This window comes from Rhodococcus sp. ZPP (assembly GCF_017656075.1).
Lineage (GTDB): Bacteria > Actinomycetota > Actinomycetes > Mycobacteriales > Mycobacteriaceae > Rhodococcus_F > Rhodococcus_F oxybenzonivorans.
The window spans coordinates 4,193,757-4,210,017 of sequence record NZ_CP058638.1 but is presented as its reverse complement, the minus strand read 5'-3'; the positions used below and the strand labels follow the sequence as shown (position 1 = coordinate 4,210,017).

14 protein-coding genes are annotated in these 16,261 nt (G+C 65.4%); 3 read left to right on the top strand and 11 right to left on the bottom strand.

The features are described from left to right. Position 1: 1 nt before the first annotated feature. From HYG77_RS19910 to HYG77_RS19880, 7 genes are all read right to left on the bottom strand, one after another. A complete protein-coding gene (locus HYG77_RS19910) occupies positions 2-1,474 on the bottom strand; it encodes an aldehyde dehydrogenase (RefSeq protein WP_208960334.1) in 1,473 nt (490 codons plus the stop codon). 23 nt (positions 1,475-1,497) lie between these two features. Then, the gene (locus HYG77_RS19905) at positions 1,498-2,691 is read right to left on the bottom strand and encodes a transporter (RefSeq protein WP_208960333.1); all 1,194 of its coding nucleotides are present in this window, start codon (positions 2,689-2,691) and stop codon (positions 1,498-1,500) included. Then, the gene (locus HYG77_RS19900) at positions 2,688-3,140 is read right to left on the bottom strand and encodes a zinc ribbon domain-containing protein (protein WP_208960332.1); all 453 of its coding nucleotides are present in this window, start codon (positions 3,138-3,140) and stop codon (positions 2,688-2,690) included. Before HYG77_RS19900 ends, HYG77_RS19905 begins: the two co-directional genes overlap by 4 nt. After that, positions 3,137-3,454, bottom strand: a complete 318-nt coding sequence (locus tag HYG77_RS19895; RefSeq protein ID WP_109333605.1) for a hypothetical protein — start codon at positions 3,452-3,454, stop codon at positions 3,137-3,139. Before HYG77_RS19895 ends, HYG77_RS19900 begins: the two co-directional genes overlap by 4 nt. Before the next feature lie 85 nt (positions 3,455-3,539). Beyond that, entirely contained in the window at positions 3,540-5,039 is a 1,500-nt protein-coding gene (locus HYG77_RS19890; RefSeq protein WP_208960331.1) for an acetyl-CoA acetyltransferase, read from the bottom strand. Further along, a complete protein-coding gene (locus HYG77_RS19885) occupies positions 5,036-6,073 on the bottom strand; it encodes an LLM class F420-dependent oxidoreductase (RefSeq protein WP_109333609.1) in 1,038 nt (345 codons plus the stop codon). The genes HYG77_RS19890 and HYG77_RS19885 overlap by 4 nt, the downstream gene beginning before the upstream one ends. A gap of 49 nt (positions 6,074-6,122) precedes the next feature. After that, positions 6,123-6,938 carry an enoyl-CoA hydratase-related protein gene (locus tag HYG77_RS19880; protein ID WP_141469842.1) on the bottom strand — a complete coding sequence of 272 codons (816 nt, stop codon included), beginning with the start codon at positions 6,936-6,938 and terminating at the stop codon, positions 6,123-6,125. A 100-nt stretch (positions 6,939-7,038) separates the two neighbouring features. Here HYG77_RS19880 and HYG77_RS19875 point away from each other — a divergent pair, with 100 nt between their 5' ends. Both HYG77_RS19875 and HYG77_RS19870 read left to right on the top strand, forming a co-directional pair. After that, positions 7,039-7,869 (top strand): SDR family oxidoreductase, encoded by an 831-nt coding sequence (locus HYG77_RS19875; RefSeq protein WP_208960330.1) that lies wholly within the window; start codon positions 7,039-7,041, stop codon positions 7,867-7,869. Positions 7,870-7,955: 86 nt separating this feature from the next. After that, positions 7,956-9,317, top strand: coding sequence for an MFS transporter (locus HYG77_RS19870; RefSeq protein ID WP_208960329.1), 1,362 nt, complete (start codon positions 7,956-7,958; stop codon positions 9,315-9,317). Between the two features lie 178 nt (positions 9,318-9,495). Here the strand turns inward: HYG77_RS19870 and HYG77_RS19865 are convergent, their stop codons facing one another. The 4 genes from HYG77_RS19865 to HYG77_RS19850 form a co-directional block, all read right to left on the bottom strand. Beyond that, positions 9,496-10,197 carry an SDR family NAD(P)-dependent oxidoreductase gene (locus HYG77_RS19865; protein WP_244372957.1) on the bottom strand — a complete coding sequence of 234 codons (702 nt, stop codon included), beginning with the start codon at positions 10,195-10,197 and terminating at the stop codon, positions 9,496-9,498. A 7-nt stretch (positions 10,198-10,204) separates the two neighbouring features. Beyond that, entirely contained in the window at positions 10,205-11,728 is a 1,524-nt protein-coding gene (locus tag HYG77_RS19860; RefSeq protein WP_208960328.1) for an AMP-binding protein, read from the bottom strand. A gap of 142 nt (positions 11,729-11,870) precedes the next feature. After that, positions 11,871-13,490 (bottom strand): FAD-dependent oxidoreductase, encoded by a 1,620-nt coding sequence (locus tag HYG77_RS19855; protein ID WP_208960327.1) that lies wholly within the window; start codon positions 13,488-13,490, stop codon positions 11,871-11,873. Beyond that, positions 13,487-14,773, bottom strand: coding sequence for a 3-hydroxyacyl-CoA dehydrogenase family protein (locus HYG77_RS19850; RefSeq protein WP_208960326.1), 1,287 nt, complete (start codon positions 14,771-14,773; stop codon positions 13,487-13,489). The genes HYG77_RS19855 and HYG77_RS19850 overlap by 4 nt, the downstream gene beginning before the upstream one ends. Positions 14,774-15,041: 268 nt before the next feature. On the opposite strand from HYG77_RS19850, the gene HYG77_RS19845 reads away from it, so the two are divergent. Beyond that, the gene (locus tag HYG77_RS19845) at positions 15,042-16,211 is read left to right on the top strand and encodes an SRPBCC family protein (RefSeq protein WP_109333625.1); all 1,170 of its coding nucleotides are present in this window, start codon (positions 15,042-15,044) and stop codon (positions 16,209-16,211) included. The last annotated feature ends 50 nt before the right edge of the window (positions 16,212-16,261 follow it).

Sequence of the window (16,261 nt, the reverse complement as noted above, 5' to 3'; positions counted from 1 at the left end):
GTCAGCGAGTTCCGAAGTACACCGACTTCGAGGTGAAGTACGGTGCCAGTCCCTCCGGGCCGAGCTCGCGGCCCAGCCCCGACGACTTGACGCCACCGAACGGCGCGTCGAGGTCGAGGGCGTAGTAGTTCACTCCCACAGTGCCGCTGTGAATTCGAGCCGCCAGATCCAGACCGTGCTGTTCGTCCGTGGTCCAGACCGTGCCACCGAGGCCGTATTCGGAGTCGTTGGCGATGGCGACGGCCTCGTCTTCACCGTCGTACGCGGTGATGGTCAGCACCGGGCCAAAGATCTCTTCCTGCGCGATGCGCGCAGAATTGTCGACGCCGGCAAACACGGTCGGCTCGACGAACCACCCCTGCGGCTGCGCGGCGGGTGTGCCGCCGCCCGTGCTGATGCGATAGCCCTCGGCACGGCCTGCCTCGATGTAGCCGAGGACGCGGTCACGCTGCGCGGCCGAGACGAGCGGGCCGATCTCGGTGGCCTTGTCGAGCGGATCGCCGACGGTCAGTGCCCGCACGGTCTCGGTGACGGCGTCGACGACCTCGTCATACCGGGAGCGGGAGGCGAGGATCCGGGTGCTCGCGTGGCAGGTCTGACCGTTGTTCACCAGCGACACTTCGAGCAAATTCTCAACGAACACGTCGAGATCGGCGCGCTCGGTGACGATCGCCGCGGACTTGCCGCCGAGTTCGAGAGTGACCGGACGCAGCAACCGGCCACACACCTCACCGATGGCGCGACCGGCCGCGGTGGATCCGGTGAACGCCACCTTGTCGACTCCCGGATGGGAAACCAGATAGGCGCCGGCGTCCCGGCCGGCCGGCACAACGTTGACCACGCCGTCGGGGAGACCGGCCTCGACCGCAGCCTCGGCGAACACGAACGCGTCGAGCGCCGTCTCGGGGGCGGGCTTGAGCACCACCGTGCATCCCGCCGCCAAGGCAGGAGCGAGTTTCATCGCCGCAAGCGGTTGCGGGTAGTTCCACGGCGTGATGGCCGCGACCACACCCACCGGCTCGCGACGCACGACGGTGCGGCCACCGAAGGCGCTCGGCCGCACATCCTCGTTGGCCGCATCGCGAATCAGGGCTGCGTAGTACGAAATCATGGCTGCGGGGCCGAAACCGTTCACACCGCCCGAAAGGGCGATCGGCATACCGTTCTCCCGGCTCACCAGGCGGGACGTGTCCCGACCTCGTGACTTGAGGGCGGCAGCGAACTTGTCGAGCAGATCGGCCCGCTCGACGTTGGTCAGCGCGCTCCACTGACCACTCAGTGCGGTGCGTGCGGCCGCGACGGCCGCATCGATGTCGGCTTCGGACGCCATCGCGGAGGTGCCCAGTACCTTCTCGGTGGCTGCCTCGATGACATCGACGGTGCCTCCAGACTTCGGTGCCACCCAACGGCCACCGATGAACAGCTCATTCCTGTCCGTGGCGCTGTCACCGCGTGTCGTGTCACGGTCGTTCATGTCATGCCTTTCGGAAAGGGCGGTCACAGGGTCTCTTCGTGGCCGAACAGCACCGAACTCACCAGCGGTGCCATCGGGCCGCCGATGAACAGCGACGTCTTCGCGCCGTCCACCGGGTTGGTCGAGGTGCCGCGGATCTGCCTGACCGCCTCGACCGCCAGGTTCAGGCCGTTGATGAACGAATCGGCGAGGTTGCCACCGCTGGTGTTGACGGGCAGCTTGCCGTTCGGCGCGGTGAGGTTCTCGACGGTCATGAATGTGCCGGCAGCCTCGCCCGGCGGGCACAAACCGTGATCGATCAGCGCCGCCACGGCAGGGCCACTGAAGTTTTCGTACACCTGAACCACGTCCACGTCGTCCGGACCGAGACCCGCTGCCGACCAGAGCCTTTCGGCGACACCGGGCTTGCCGTTGTTGGCCGGGCCGAATCCCGCGCTCATGTACTGCTCGCCGAGATCGTTGTCGATCAGTTCCGAGTATCCGCCCGGTGCACCTTGCGCGCCCGCGAGGAGATACGCCGGGTCGGAACGCAGGGTCTTGGCTCGCTCGGCCGAGACGAGCACCAGCGCGACCGCGCCATCGCTTTCCCTGGAGCAGTCGAACAGGTGGAACGGCTCGGCGATCAACCGTGAGTTCTCGTAGGCCTCCTCGTCGAGGGGCCGTCCGTAGCCCTGAGCGGTGGGGTTGCTCTGCGCGTGCTGATACGACGCGAGGACGAGAGAACGCATGGCCGTGCGCGGCACTCCGCCGTGCTCGAGCATCCGTTGAGTGCGCATCGCGCAGATCTGTGCGGGCGAGCCGATGCCGTGGGCGAGAAAGTGACTGCCGTAGTGGTACTTCGCGTATCCGAGCCGGCCCGTATCGGCCTGCGACATCGCGCGATACACCACGACGCAGTCTGCCTGGCCGGTGGCGATCGCAGTGGCCGCATTCGTGATGGCGGCTGCGACGCTGCCGCCGCCACCGCCCCACATCATGTTCGACCAACGGAGTTCGTCGATCAGCAATGCGCCGCCGACGATGGCACCGTCGTTGGCGCCACCCGCGTAGGAGACGAAACCGTCGATCTCGCGGGGGCTGATACCCGCGTCGGCACACGCTTGGAGGATGACCTCGAGAGTCATTCGCTTCTCGCTGTGCAGGGCTTCGCCGCGCTTGTAATGCTGTTCGGCGACGCCGACGACTGCCGCCGCGCCGCGCATGATGTTGGCGCTCATCCCTTTTCTCCTTCTGCGGTCGCGGCGCGACGCCAGCGCAGCAACGGCCAGGGGGCGCCCTCGGAGTGTTCGAAGACTCCGACGACCCGGTCGCCGATCTCGGGATTCGTTTCGATGTCGTCGGCGAGTATGCCCAGCACCCGCCGGCCGTCGGCGTGTGGCAGTTCCACCAACACCGTCACGTACGGCAGCCGGTCGGCGTATTCGTCCATGTAGGGGTACCAGCTGCGGTTCCAGCTGTAGACGGTGCCGGACGGTTCGACGGTTTCCCATCCGAGGTCGAAGCTGTGGCAGTGACCGCAGATGGCCTGCGGGCCCCAGATCCAGGTGCTGCATTCGTTGCAGCGTTGAAGGCGCAGCTCATCGACGCGCAGGCCATCCCAGTACGGTCCATCGAGTCCGTCGGGTGTGGGGCCCCACGGTTCCGCGACGGGCTCTGTTGCGGTCATGCGTGTGCCTCCGAGCCGGTAGGGAAGTTCTCGAGCGCCGCCGCGAGCCAGCGTCCGTCGTGCCATTCCCAGATCGAGCGCAGCCCGATCGACCGGTCACCCATGTCATAGACGGTTTCGCCGACCATTCGGTTGCCCTCGGCGCGCACATCCTTGATCTCGAAGCCTTGCGCGGCCTCGCGGGGGGTGTCGACTCCGTCGAAGACCTGCGGAATGTTCTCTTTCACCATGTCGGCGAGAGCGCCCTTCATGTTTCCGGCCACAACGCGGCCGACATGCTGTTCGTACAGTGCGCGAAAGTCTTCGACAGACATCTGGAAACTCCTCGATTTCGTGACACGAGCATGCCGTGTCCGTCAGTGCATTAACCTTATGACATTAGGTAAAAGGGCGTCAAGATCACGCGAAGCGGAAGTGCCCCTCTTCCGAGATCGAAACCTGCTGACCGGCAATATCGACCTCGGTGAGGGTGACGAGATCCGCGGCGTCCGTGGTGACCACGAGGGTCCGCTCCCCCGTCGCGGTGCGGGCCGCGAGGAAACCGCGCTCCGGGGAGCCGTCGCGGCCGTACACCACAGTCCACGATTCCGCCGACGCCCTGCCCGCGTAGGACAACAGCGCTCTCGTCGTGCGCTGCGCATCGACCTCGGCCTGCACGTCCAGACGCTTGAACCCGCCGACGGGAGGTTCGGTCCGGTACACGCCCATGGCGTGCTTGGTGAGGTAACCACTGTTGGCGGTCACCAAACCGTACGATCCCGGAGATTCGCGCAACCGCGTCGCCATCGTCGCAATCGAGTGGCTGACATAGTTGTTCCACGGCCCACCGCCGAACGTCAACCCACCGGTCACCGTCAGCGGCCGGCCGGGATCATCGAGCGCGAGCCCCAGCTCCTTCGCCGCGACCTGCACCGCCGACGGGAAGCACGAGTACACGTCGACGTATGCAATCTCGTCCAGGCCGATACCGGCGAGATCGAGGGCCCGCGCCCCCGCGATGCGTATTGCCGGGGAGCCGTCGAGCGCCTCACGTTCGGCGATCGCGTACGTATCGTGTGATTCGGTGCCGGACTGCGGAAACACCCAATTCTCTTGCGGGATACCAAGTCGTGTCGCGGTCTCGACCGAGCACATCAGCAACACCGCGCTCTGATCGACCATGTTGTTCGAATTGAGCAGCTTGGTATAGGGCGTGGAGATCATCCGGTTGTCGGGCGACGGCGTCGAGATCTCCGCAGCGGTGTATTCGCGCTGCACCCACGCGTTCGGATTCGTCGCCGCGATCTTGCTGAACCGCGACCACAACCCACCGACGACCTCCCGATGCTCCTCGAGTGAACGTCCCGCCGATACCCGCAGCGCCTGTTCGAACAGCGGATAGACGTACGAGGGCCGATCCAGACCGATGCGGCGTTCACTCTCTGCCGCCATCGGCACGTCGGTGACCAGAATGTCAGCGACGGGCACCGACTCGTCCTGCACCGTCCAGTCGGGGCGCAGCTTCTGTGCCCGCAACTTGGTGCGGGTCCGCCACGATTCGGCGCCGCCGATGAGCACGACATCGGCTCGCCCGGCGGCGATGTCCTCGGCAGCCCCGTTGACGAGCACCTGCGGCGTGCTTCCGCCGTTACCGGAGTAGCCGGTGTGTTGCACGGTCGCGCCGATCCGCGCACCCACGAGCGCGCCCGGATCGCGGTAACGCCACGACAGCAGCCCGACCACCCGGACGGAATCGACGAGTTCGAGCAGGCGCGTCGATCCCGCGTCGGCAGCGGCTGCACGCGCCGCGCGCACCATCAGATCGACGGGCTCCACGCCGCCCTCGCGTTCGCTGGTCTGGCCGGTACCAACCAGGACCGGGGTTCTCGGGTCCAGACTTGTTTTCGACTGCAGGGTCACGACTGCACCGCCGCGAGGATGCGCTCACGGTTCTCCGGCTTGGGCCACCCACCGAGAATGAGAGTGGTCAGACACGTGTTCTTCCACTTGGTTTCGATCTCTTCGATGATCTTGTCCGCGGGACCGATCAGCGCAACATCCTCGACCATCGCGGTGGGGACGGCCTGGGCCGCAAGGTCGGGCCGACCGCTCAGGTACAGCTCCTGGATTTCGGCGCAGACCTCGCCCCAACCCATGCGCGCGAACACGTCGTTGTGGAAATTGGCGCCCTTGGCGCCCATGCCGCCGGCATACAACGCGACCGTCGGCTTGAGCCGGGAGGCGGCTTTTTCCACGTCGTCGTTCTCGACGAGCCAGCACACGTTCGCGATCTCGAAGTCCTCGGCGGTGCGGCGAGCTCCATCCCGTGCGAAGCCTTCGGCCAGTGCCTTGCGGTAGAACTCGTCGCTCTTGGGCGAGAACCACAGCGGCGTCCAGCCATCGGCGATCTCGGCGGCCAACGCCACGTTCTTCGGACCTTCGGCGCCCATGTAGACAGGGACATCTTCCCGCAGGGGATGGACGATCGACTTCAGTGGCTTGCCCAAGCCGGAACCGTCCTGGACGGGAAGCTGGTAGTGCCGCCCCGAGTAGGTCACCGGCTTCTCGCGCGCCCACACCTGCCGCATGATCTCGATGTACTCGCGGGTGCGTTCGAGAGGCCGCGGGTAGGGCTGCCCGTACCAGCCCTCGACGACCTGCGGTCCGGACGCACCGATGCCGATGATCACGCGACCACCGCTGAGATGATCGAGAGTCAGCGCGGCCATTGCCAGCGCCGTCGGAGTGCGCGCCGACATCTGGCACACCGAAGTACCGAGCTTGATCGTCGAGGTCTGCGCTCCCCACCACGCGAGCGGTGTCAGTGCGTCGGAGCCGTACGTCTCGGCGGTCCAGAAGCTGTCGACGCCGAGGGCCTCGGCCTCGGCGAGCATTCTTTCGACATTGCGCGGCGGGCCCGATCCCCAATACCCTGCGGCGATTCCCACTCTCATACTTTTACTCACTGCTTCTCTGTGTGCCGTCGAATCGGTCGGAATGTGGTCAGTGGTTCTGGAACTCGGGCGGGCGCTTTTCGAGGAACGAAACGACGGCCTCCCTGTGATCGCGCGTCAACGAGCTGAGGATCTGGGTGCGGTTTTCGAGGTCGATGGCGGCGCGCATGCTGGGAACCTCCAGGTTCGACCACATGACTTCCTTGGTCATCCAGACCCCGAACGGACTGTTCTGCGCGATGGCCTCGGCGGTGTCCAGTGCCACCTCGAGCACCGTGTCTGCGGGTTCGACGGACGAGGCGAGACCGATGCGTTCGGCCTCGGCGGCGTCGATGGACCGGCCGGTGAGCATGATCTGCGCCGCCCGGGAGAAGCCGATCATGCGGGGCAGGAGCCAGCTCATTCCGATGTCGCAGTTCGACAGACCGCGGCGGATGAACGCGGCGTGCAGTACCGCCGTCTCGGACATGATGCGAATGTCCGCCATGAGGGCCAGCGACATGCCGCCCCCGGCTGCCGCACCGTTGACGGCCGCGATGATCGGCGCGCGGGTGCTGCGGAATGCGTCGACGAGGCCGGCGATGTGCTTCTGCACCCGCAGTCCGAGTTGGGCCCGGCCCTCACCCTCGGTTGCGCCCGGCGGTGTGCCGTATCCGCGAAGATCGAGACCGGCACAGAAGGCACGGCCTTCACCGGTGAGCACGATCGCGCGGGTGAGCGAATCATCGCGCACCTCTGCGAGCACCTCGTGCAACTCCTCGATGAGGTCGACATTCATGGCATTGAGCTCGTCCGGGCGATTGAGCCGGATCAGCAGAATGCCCGGCCGCGGCCGCTCGATCAAGATCAGTTTCGCGTCGGACATAGTGCTCTCCCAGGGACGAGGTACTCGACAGACGCAGACTAATGGTTTTAGATTAAAAGCTCAAGGAACCGAGCCCGGAACACAACCGAAGGAGTCCACGATGACGAACCTCGACGGCAAGGTCGCCGTGGTGACAGGAGCCGCGAGCGGAATCGGCGCAGCCACGGCCCGCACGTTCGCCGAACGCGGAGCCCGCGTCGTCGTGGCCGACATCGACGACCCGCGGGGCCAGGCCGTCGCCGCCGGCCTCGGCGACCGTGGCGCCTACCTGCACACCGATGTACGCACCGAGGCCGATGTCGAGGCCGCGGTCGCACTGGCCGTCGATCGGTTCGGCAGGCTCGACTGCATGGTCAACAACGCCGGCCGGGTGGGCGCGTGGACCTTCCTCGAGGACACATCGCTCGACGAGTGGGAGAACGGGTTCGCGATGCTCGCCCGCAGTGCGTTCCTCGGGACCAAGCATGCCGCCCGCGTGATGCGCGATCAGGGGTCGGGCAGCATCGTCAATGTGTCGAGCGTGGCAGGCGTCCGTACCGGATTCGGACCGCACCCGTACAGCGCCGCGAAAGCCGCAGTGCTGCAACTGACCCGAACCGCCGCCGTGGAGCTGGCCGAATACCGAATCCGCGTCAACGCACTGATCCCAGGAGGTGTCGCCACCCGCATCGTCGGCCACGGCGCCGGCCTCGAGGACGACGCACTCGATCGCAGCGTCGATGCCGTGCGGCGCAGCCTGACGAACTTCCAGCCCATTCCACGCGCCGGCGAGCCGGAAGACCTCGCGCACGCCGCCGCCTACCTCGCCTCCGACGACTCCACGTTCGTCACCGGACAGTCCCTCGGGGTGGACGGAGGGCTGACACTGGGCAAGAAGTGGCCGTCCAACTACCGGGAAGAGGCGAAGGCGGCGTCGACGTTGCTCCGATAGACAATTCTAAAGACAATAGGTTAATGTGGTCTGCGTCACTACATGATTCGGGCACTTCGCCCAGCACTCACAACGCGAGGTTTCGTATGACCGAACGTACGACCACAGCTGCGGAAATCTCCATGGATGCAGATTCCGGACCCTCCCGCGCGGACTCGCGACGCGCAAGTCGCGCCGCCTTCGTCGGTACCCTGCTCGAATATTACGACTTCAGTCTCTACGCCTCGGCCGCGTCGGTGGTCTTCGCCTCCGTGTTCTTCACCGGCTCGAGCCCCCTATTGGGGACGCTGCAGGCGGTCGGCACTTTCGCGGTCGGATTCTTGGTCCGTCCGGTGGGCGGGGTGATCCTCGGCAGCCTCGGCGACCGCATCGGCCGAAAACGAATTCTCGTCTTCACCCTCGTCCTGATGGGTGTCGCTACGCTGCTCGTCGGCCTGCTGCCGAGTTACGCCCAGATCGGCTGGCTCGCACCGGCTCTGCTGGTGTTCCTCCGAATCCTGCAGGGCATCGGCGCCAGCGGTGAGTACGGCGGCGCGGCTCTGGTCGCCGTCGAATTCTCGCCCGCGAAGAAGAAGGGATTGATGGGCTCCTTGCCCGGCATGGGTGCGGCGCTCGGCGGCGTGCTCGGCACGCTGTCTCTGCTGACGGTGTCATCCCTGATGTCCCCGGAAAGTTTCCTCGCCTGGGGCTGGCGTATCCCGTTCCTGTGCAGCGTCGTCATCCTCGCCTACGGCCTGTGGTTACGCCGCAGCCTGCCCGAAACACCCGCATTCCGGGCGATCGAGGAAAGCGACACGGTTTCGAAAACGCCGATCTTCGATGTGATCCGGCAGCAGCCGCGCGCACTTCTGACCGTGCTCGTGATGACCATCGGTCAGACCGGCATCGGCTACTTCTACATCGTGTTCATGGGCACCTTCGGTAAGAATCAGCTGGGCTTCGGCGGCACCGAGGTCCTGATCGGCCTGATCGCCGCGCAGCTCGCGAATGCCATTCTGATCCCGATGTTCGGTTCCCTGTCGGACCGGGTCGGCCGAGCACCGGTGATCATGTTCGGATTCCTGTACAGCGCCGTGTTCGCCTGGGTCGGCATCTCGCTGTTGTCGGGCGTCGGAACACCCCCGCTGCTGTACTGGGTGGTCATGGCGGCAGGCAACGGCATCGGAGTCGCCGCCATATTCGGTCCGATGGGCGCCTACGTCATCGAGCTGTTCCACACGCAGCACGCCTACAGTGGCCTCGGTCTCGGCCGTGAGGCCGGCAACGCTCTCGGCGCGGCGTTCGTTCCAGTCATCGCGGTAGCCTTGGCATTCGACGACACCACGGTATGGCTAAGCCTCCTGATCTGTGTGGTCTCGCTGCTCGGATTCGGGGCAACCGTCCTGTCTCGTTCCCGCTCGTCGTCCGCGGTGAAGCGGGACGACGACAGAACGCCGGTCACTGCCTAGCGACAGCACCGCTCGAGGCACGGGCTCCGATCCACCGGATCGGAGCCCGTTTCGCATTCCGGGAGGGAATGGCCAGACAGCAGGAAACCGCCCACCGGACTGGCTCTGCCGGTGGGCGGTCTCAGCTGTATTCGACGGTCACACCCCGACGGGGCCACCTCGCCACACACCGATTTCCTCACCGGAGACGTCGGCGGCGTTGTCGCTCGCCAGGAACGAGATGGTGGAGGCGATCGATTCGGGCGGAATGGAGGGCCAGTGCTTGGTCAGGGCTTCGACCCCCCGCCTCGCCACCCGAAGCCACGATGTCGGTAGCGACGAAGCCGGGCATCACACAGTTGACTGTGATCCCGCGACGGGCAACCTCGAGTGCCATCGACTTGGCCATTCCCACCAGCCCGGCCTTGGCCGCGGAGTAGGCGCTCATGCCGGGGGACGGGCGCCGTCCGCCAGACGGGCTGTTGACGAAGATGACTCGGCCCCAACCGGATTCATACATTTCGGGTAGCGCGAAGTGGGTGCAGTAGAACGCACCATTGAGGTTGACTGCGATCACTTCGTCGAAATCTTCCGGGCTCTGCTTCCGGGCCGCACCGGCCTTGTTCATGCCCGCGTTGTTGACCACCACGGTGGGGGCGCCCAATTGGACGGTGGTGTCGGCGATGAGCCGCTCGGCCTCGGCGGCCTGTGAAATGTCGGCTCGGATCGCCACAGCACGTCCACCGTCGGCGACTATCTTTGCGACCACTTCCTCGGCATCGCGCGCACTCCGCGAGTAATTCACCGCAACAGCGAATCCGTCGGCGGCAAGTCGGCGCGAGATGGCCGCGCCGATTCCGCGGCCACCACCGGTGACCAGAGCGACCTTGGGTGAGTCCACGGCTCGATCACCGAACCTTGTCGTAGTTGTCGGGCACGTCCGCGAAGGCGTCGCGCAGCTGGCGCTTGGCGATCTTCCCGCTGGGCATCCGGGGCAGGGGTTCGTCCATGAAGACGATGTACCGCGGCACCTTGTAGTCGGCGAGACGCTCGTTGCAGAAACCGACCACTTCGGATTCCTTCATCTCGATGGTGGTCCGGACCAGCGCGGCCGGGGTCTCCCCGAACTTGGCGTCGGGAACGCTGATCACCGCGACCTCCTCGACCCCGGGAATCTGATTGATAACGGCCTCGATCTCGGCGGGTGAGATGTTCAGACCACCGGAGATGATCATGTCCTTGAGGCGATCGACGAACGTGAGATAACCGTTCTCGTCGAGCTTGCCGAGGTCACCGGTTTGGAGCCAGCCATCGATCAGAGCCGACCGGGTCGCGTCCTCGTTGCGCCAGTATCCCGGCATCATGCCCGGGCCGCGCAACAGAATCTGCCCGGTTTCGTTGGGGGGAAGGTCATTACCCTCGGCATCGACAACGCGAATCTTGGTGAAGATGCCACCCCAGCCGCACTTGTCGGGATGCTCGGCTGCCTCCTCGCGCGGCATCGCGGTCGCGGATCCGCCGATCTCGGTCTGACCGTAGATCTGTCGCAGCGACACTCCCTGGGCTTGCCATTTGTGCAGCAGGTCGACGGGTACGCGTGCGCCACCGACGTGTGCGGTGACCATGTGGCTCAAGTCCGCGTCGGTGAACCCGGGCGCTTTCGCGATTTGCTCGAAAAGGATCGGCGGCCCCGTCAGGGTGTTGGCCTTGTCCTCGGCCAATATGCGCAGCGTTTTCGCCGGATCGAATCCCGGCTGCAGGAACAGGGTTCCGCCGTGAAGGACGACGCGCGAGATACCCCAGATGATGCCGGCAGCGGTGAACAGGGGCAGCACCAGCACCGGGCGCAGGTTGTTCGGCTGAATCGGTTCCATCAAGTGCCATTCGTGCATTTCGCCGGCGACGGTGGCGTGGGTGAAAATGACGCCTTTCGGCTTGCCGGTGGTGCCGCTGGTGAACACGATGGCGGTGGGAGTGTCGAGGTCGACCACCGGAGTGCGGTATTTCGCATGATTGCTGCCCCGCAGCGGACGCACATCCTTCTCGAACACTGCGATCGAAAAGGTGTTGCGTGCCTGCTGGACTTCTTCGAGGCGCGGCAGCAGCGCCTCCTCGCAGTAGACGACGGTGGGTTCACAGTCCTCGACGAGGGTGATGAGCTCGCCGGCGAGCATGCGCTGGTTGAAACCGACCGCGATGGCACCGACCTTCATGGCAGCGAGCGAGGCCACCGCCCACTCGAGGCTGTTGGCACCGAGGAAGCTCACCCGATCACCGGGCACGACACCGCGCGACGCGAGGTCGTGGGCGACCCCGTCGGCCCATGCGGCCAGCTCTGCGTAGGTGACGGAGTCGCCGTCGAAGTCGATCGCGGTCAGATCCGGCTTCGACCGGGACCAGTAGGTCAAAGCGTCTACAACAGTGCCGCTCATGTAAGCCTCCAAGAGTTGTCATCGATCGCGGGGTGCTCGGCGGCGAGCACGGCGGACCGTGCTGTGTCTTCGGCCTCCCGGAGAGAGCCGTACGTCACATCCGCCTGTTAAATCTAAAGGTCGTTGTTTACTGTGGCAAGTACTAGCTGCTCTCTGCCCCACGGGCCACCGCGAGCATCGCACCGACCTCCACCAGCTTCTGCCGGGCCCGGCCCCGGCGTCGTCCTTCGACACGTTCGTACCGGTCGATCCGCTTCCAGCCGTCGAAACCGAACGACTCCGGACACCGGGAGTGCACGACCTCCGCCAACTCGTCACCTGGTCGGCTCGGCTGCGGAAGAAGCGCACGTTGATGGTCGGCTACGAGCGCGTCGACGGTCTCGGCGGCGCAGTATCGATTGGTGCCGATCACCCCGGTCGGACCCCGCTTGATCCACCCGGCGACATACACCCCCGGCACCGGACGCTCGTCCACCGGATCGACAACGCGGCCTGCAACGTTGGGGACCGTGCCGTGTTGGGAGTCGAACGGCAACCCCGGCACGGGAGCGCCGCGGTAGCCGACCGAACGCAGCACCAAAGTTGCCTCGAGATCCTCTTCGCTTCCGTCCATCCGGGTGGACGCGATCCGTAGACCTTCGACGTGACTGTCACCGAGAATCTCGACGGGCGTCCCGTGGAACCTCAGGGTGATCTTCCGCCGACCCGGTCGAGGGGAGCGGCGTGCGTAGTCGGCCAGCGTCCGCAACTTGATCGAGGCATCGTCGGAAGCGTCGAATCCGCCGTGAACGCTCACCTCGACCTCGTGTAACGCTCCCAGCGCGATGAGCTCGGGTGTCGTGAACGCTGCGTGCTCCGGCCCTCGTCGTCCGAGAACCACGACTTCTTCGATGGTGCTGTGCCGAAGTGCGTCCAACGCATGTTCGGCGATATCACCCGGGACGAGCCGGTCGGGATCGCACGCCAGGATCCGTGCTACGTCCAGCGCCACATTGCCGTTGCCGATCACCACGGCACGACGCCCCGACAGATCGAAGGTGCGACCCGCGGAGTCCGGATGTCCGTTGTACCAGGCGACGAATTCGCGTGCAGCAAAACTCCCCGGCAGATCTTCGCCCGGGATGCCGAGCTTGCGGTCGTCGGACGCACCGCTCGCGTAGATCACCGCGTGGTGATGATCGAGCAGCTCGTCGACACTGATATCCCGACCGATCTCCACGCCGAGGAAGGCGCGGAAACCGTTGCGGCCGGCAGTACGGGAAAAGACCCGCTCGACGGCCTTCGTGGTCTGGTGATCCGGAGCCACCCCGAACCGGACGAGCCCACCGGCCACCGGGAGCCGCTCGAACATGGAGACGTCGACGTCGACGTCTCGCCGAGTCAGCAACTCTTCGGCCGCATAGAAGGCGGAGGGACCGGACCCGACAATCGCCACCTTCAGCGGACCGGGCCGGGGCGCCGTGACGACAGGTTCGGCCGGCACTTCGCTCGGGCCGGACACGGTCGGGTTGCCCAGGAAGTACGCGGCATTGAGATCCTTGTAGATCTCGGCTTCCGGGGTGAGGTCGCTGTCGGGAACGATCGCGTCGACCGGACACACGTCGGCGCAGGCCCCGCAGTCGATGCAGGCGGCCGGATCGATGTAGAGCATCTCGGTGCGCTGGTACTGCGCTTCGTCGGGAGTCGGGTGAATGCAGTTCACCGGACACACCGCGACACACGTCGCGTCGTTGCAGCAGGCTTGGGTAACTACGTAGGTCATGGGCACTCCGGTTGATCGTATGGTTCCGAACTTTGCTCCGGTGGGAGGAAGCGGTCGCCGTAACGGCCTGCAAGCTCGCGGGCACGAGCGGTGAACCCGTCCTCGCCACCCGGATAGGAACGCCGGAACGACAGAACCCCACCCGTGTGCGCTGGGAACCCGATGCCGAGAACAGATCCCGTGTCGGCGTCGGACTCGGATCCCACGACACCTTCGCCGAGACAGCGCAGCGCCTCGAGAACCTCGACGAACAACAACCGGTCGCGCATATCGTTCAGTGGAATATGCCGTGCGGGCCCGAACACCTCACGGAGGGTGGGCCACAATCTCGAGCGCTTGCCATCCGAGTCGTACTCGTAGAAACCCTGACCGTCCGACCTGCCCCCGCGACCGCATTGGTCGATCATCCGGTCGCGGACGCTGTCTGCTTCGCTCCCCCGCCACGTCCCGCCGTCCGCCTCGACAGCTAGACGGTTCTCGCACTGCACCGCGCGGTTGAGCGTCAAGGTGATCTCGTCGAGCAAGTGGAGCGGCGGCACCGGATATCCGGCGGCGGTCGCTGCGCGCTCGACAAGGCCCGGATCGATTCCCTCCCCGACCGCGACCAATGCCTCGTCGAGATAGCGCTCCATCACACGGCTGGTGAAGAATCCCCGACTATCGCCCACCACGATCGGTACCTTTCCGAGCATCCGCGCGTACGCCAGTGATGCCGCGACGGTGGCCTGCGAGGTACGTGATCCGACGATCGTCTCCACCAACGACATCCGGTCGGCGGGCGAGAAGAAGTGCATCCCGAGGAAGCACTGCGGGCGTTGTAGCTTCGCGGAGAGAATGGCGATCGGCAGGGTCGACGTCGTCGACGCAAGCACCGTAGGAGCCTCGGTGACTGCCTCGACCATCTGCAGCACCTGTTGTTTGACGGCGACGTTCTCTGCGACGGCCTCGATTACCAGCGCGGACGCCGACAGATCTCTGGCGCACTCGGTGGGCGTGATGCGCGCGAGCAAGGACTGCGACGTCGACCTGTTCGAGGTCCCCGCTTTTCTCGCATGCGCTTCCCGCCGGTCGGCGTACGACTTGCCTCGGCGCGCATTCTCCAGCGTTCGCGCCCACAGCACGACGTCGGCTCCTGCCCGCGCGCAGGTGTAGGCGATGGCAGCGCCCATCATCCCGGCGCCGACGACGCCGATCGTGGTGCCCGCCAGGCTGTCGGACTTCTCACTCGACGGCGCACACTCGGTCCGTGCTCGTACGGTTCTGACCGACGTGTCAGGGTGCATCGGCAGGTACCTCCCGTTCGATTGCATTCGGCTGCCCGGCCATCGTCGACATCCCGTCGCCAAGTGAATTCGATCACACCGACCGCAGTGGGATAATCTAATCTCAGTAGATTCCCGGCGCAAGACCCGACTCCTGCCGCGACCACGGCGCCGGGGTTTACAGGTAAAACTACGTCAGTTAGATTTAGAGGCGTTGATTCGCAGTACACAAGTTCGCAAGCCGGTGCCCACACGGTAGCCGGGCGCCCACGAGACTGGAGGAGATGCAATGACCGAGGTCGGAGCACCCCGCGAGCAACGTATTCGCCGGGCCCTGGATCACCTGCGCAACGACACGACGGACGCGTTCGACCACATCACCTGGTTTCAGCCGGAGGAATTCACCGATCCGGCCATAGCCAAGCGAGAGCGTGACCTCATCTTCGGGCGGGTTCCCTCGATCGTCGCGCATGGCTCCGAGATTCCTCGCTCCGGCGACTTCTTCACCCTGCAGATGCCGCGGAACAACATCATTGTCGTCCGCCAGCGCGACGGTGGCGTCAAGACGTTCGTCAACCTGTGCCGGCACCGGGGCGCCCTCCTGGAGAAGGAGGAGAAGGGCCGCTGCCGGCTCTTCTCCTGTCCGTACCACCGGTGGTCGTACGACACGGACGGCACCCTGCGGACGATCACCCGTGACAACACCTTCGGGGAGCCCGACACCTCGAGCATGGGCCTCGTCGAATTGCCGACCGAGGAGCGCCACGGCTTCATCTGGGTCGTCGACGAGGCGAACGCCGAGATCGACGTGGCCGGTTGGCTCGGGAAAGAGATGGATGCAATTCTGTCCGGATACGGCCTCGACTCCAAGATCGCCGTCCAGTCCGAGGGATTCGACGAGCCGGTCAACTGGAAGATCATGCAGGACGCTTTCCTCGACGGATACCACATCCAGTACGCCCACCCCAACACTGCAGCCAAGCACATCCACACCAACGTGATGGCGTTCGAGGACTTCGGCAGGCACTGCCGCTTCATCGCCCCGCGCAAGTCGATCGATCGGTGGATCGAGGAAGACCCCGGCGACCGGAGCCTGGCCAAGGACATCACGGAAACCCATTTCCTGCTTCCCAACAGCACCCTGCTGCGGCAGCCGGATCACTTCCAGCTCCTCACCTTCCGGCCCCACCCCACCGATCCGCAGCGCTGCCGCATGGAGATGCGTCTGATCGTGCCACCAGTGGCGGACACCGAGATGACCGAGGAGAAGTGGACTCGCCTGTGGAACAAGAACTGGGAGATTCTGCTCGCAGTTCTTCACGCCGAAGACTTCCCACTCCTACGGGACTCCCAGCACGGCATGACGAGCGCCAACGCCGGACGGATGGTACTGGGCCAGAACGAGGTTGCCAACCAGGTGTTCCGGCGTGAGACCCAGAAACTGCTGGCAACGAACTGACAAACACACGATGTGCAGGTCGCCTGACGGGCGTCCCGCATCAGGAGGAA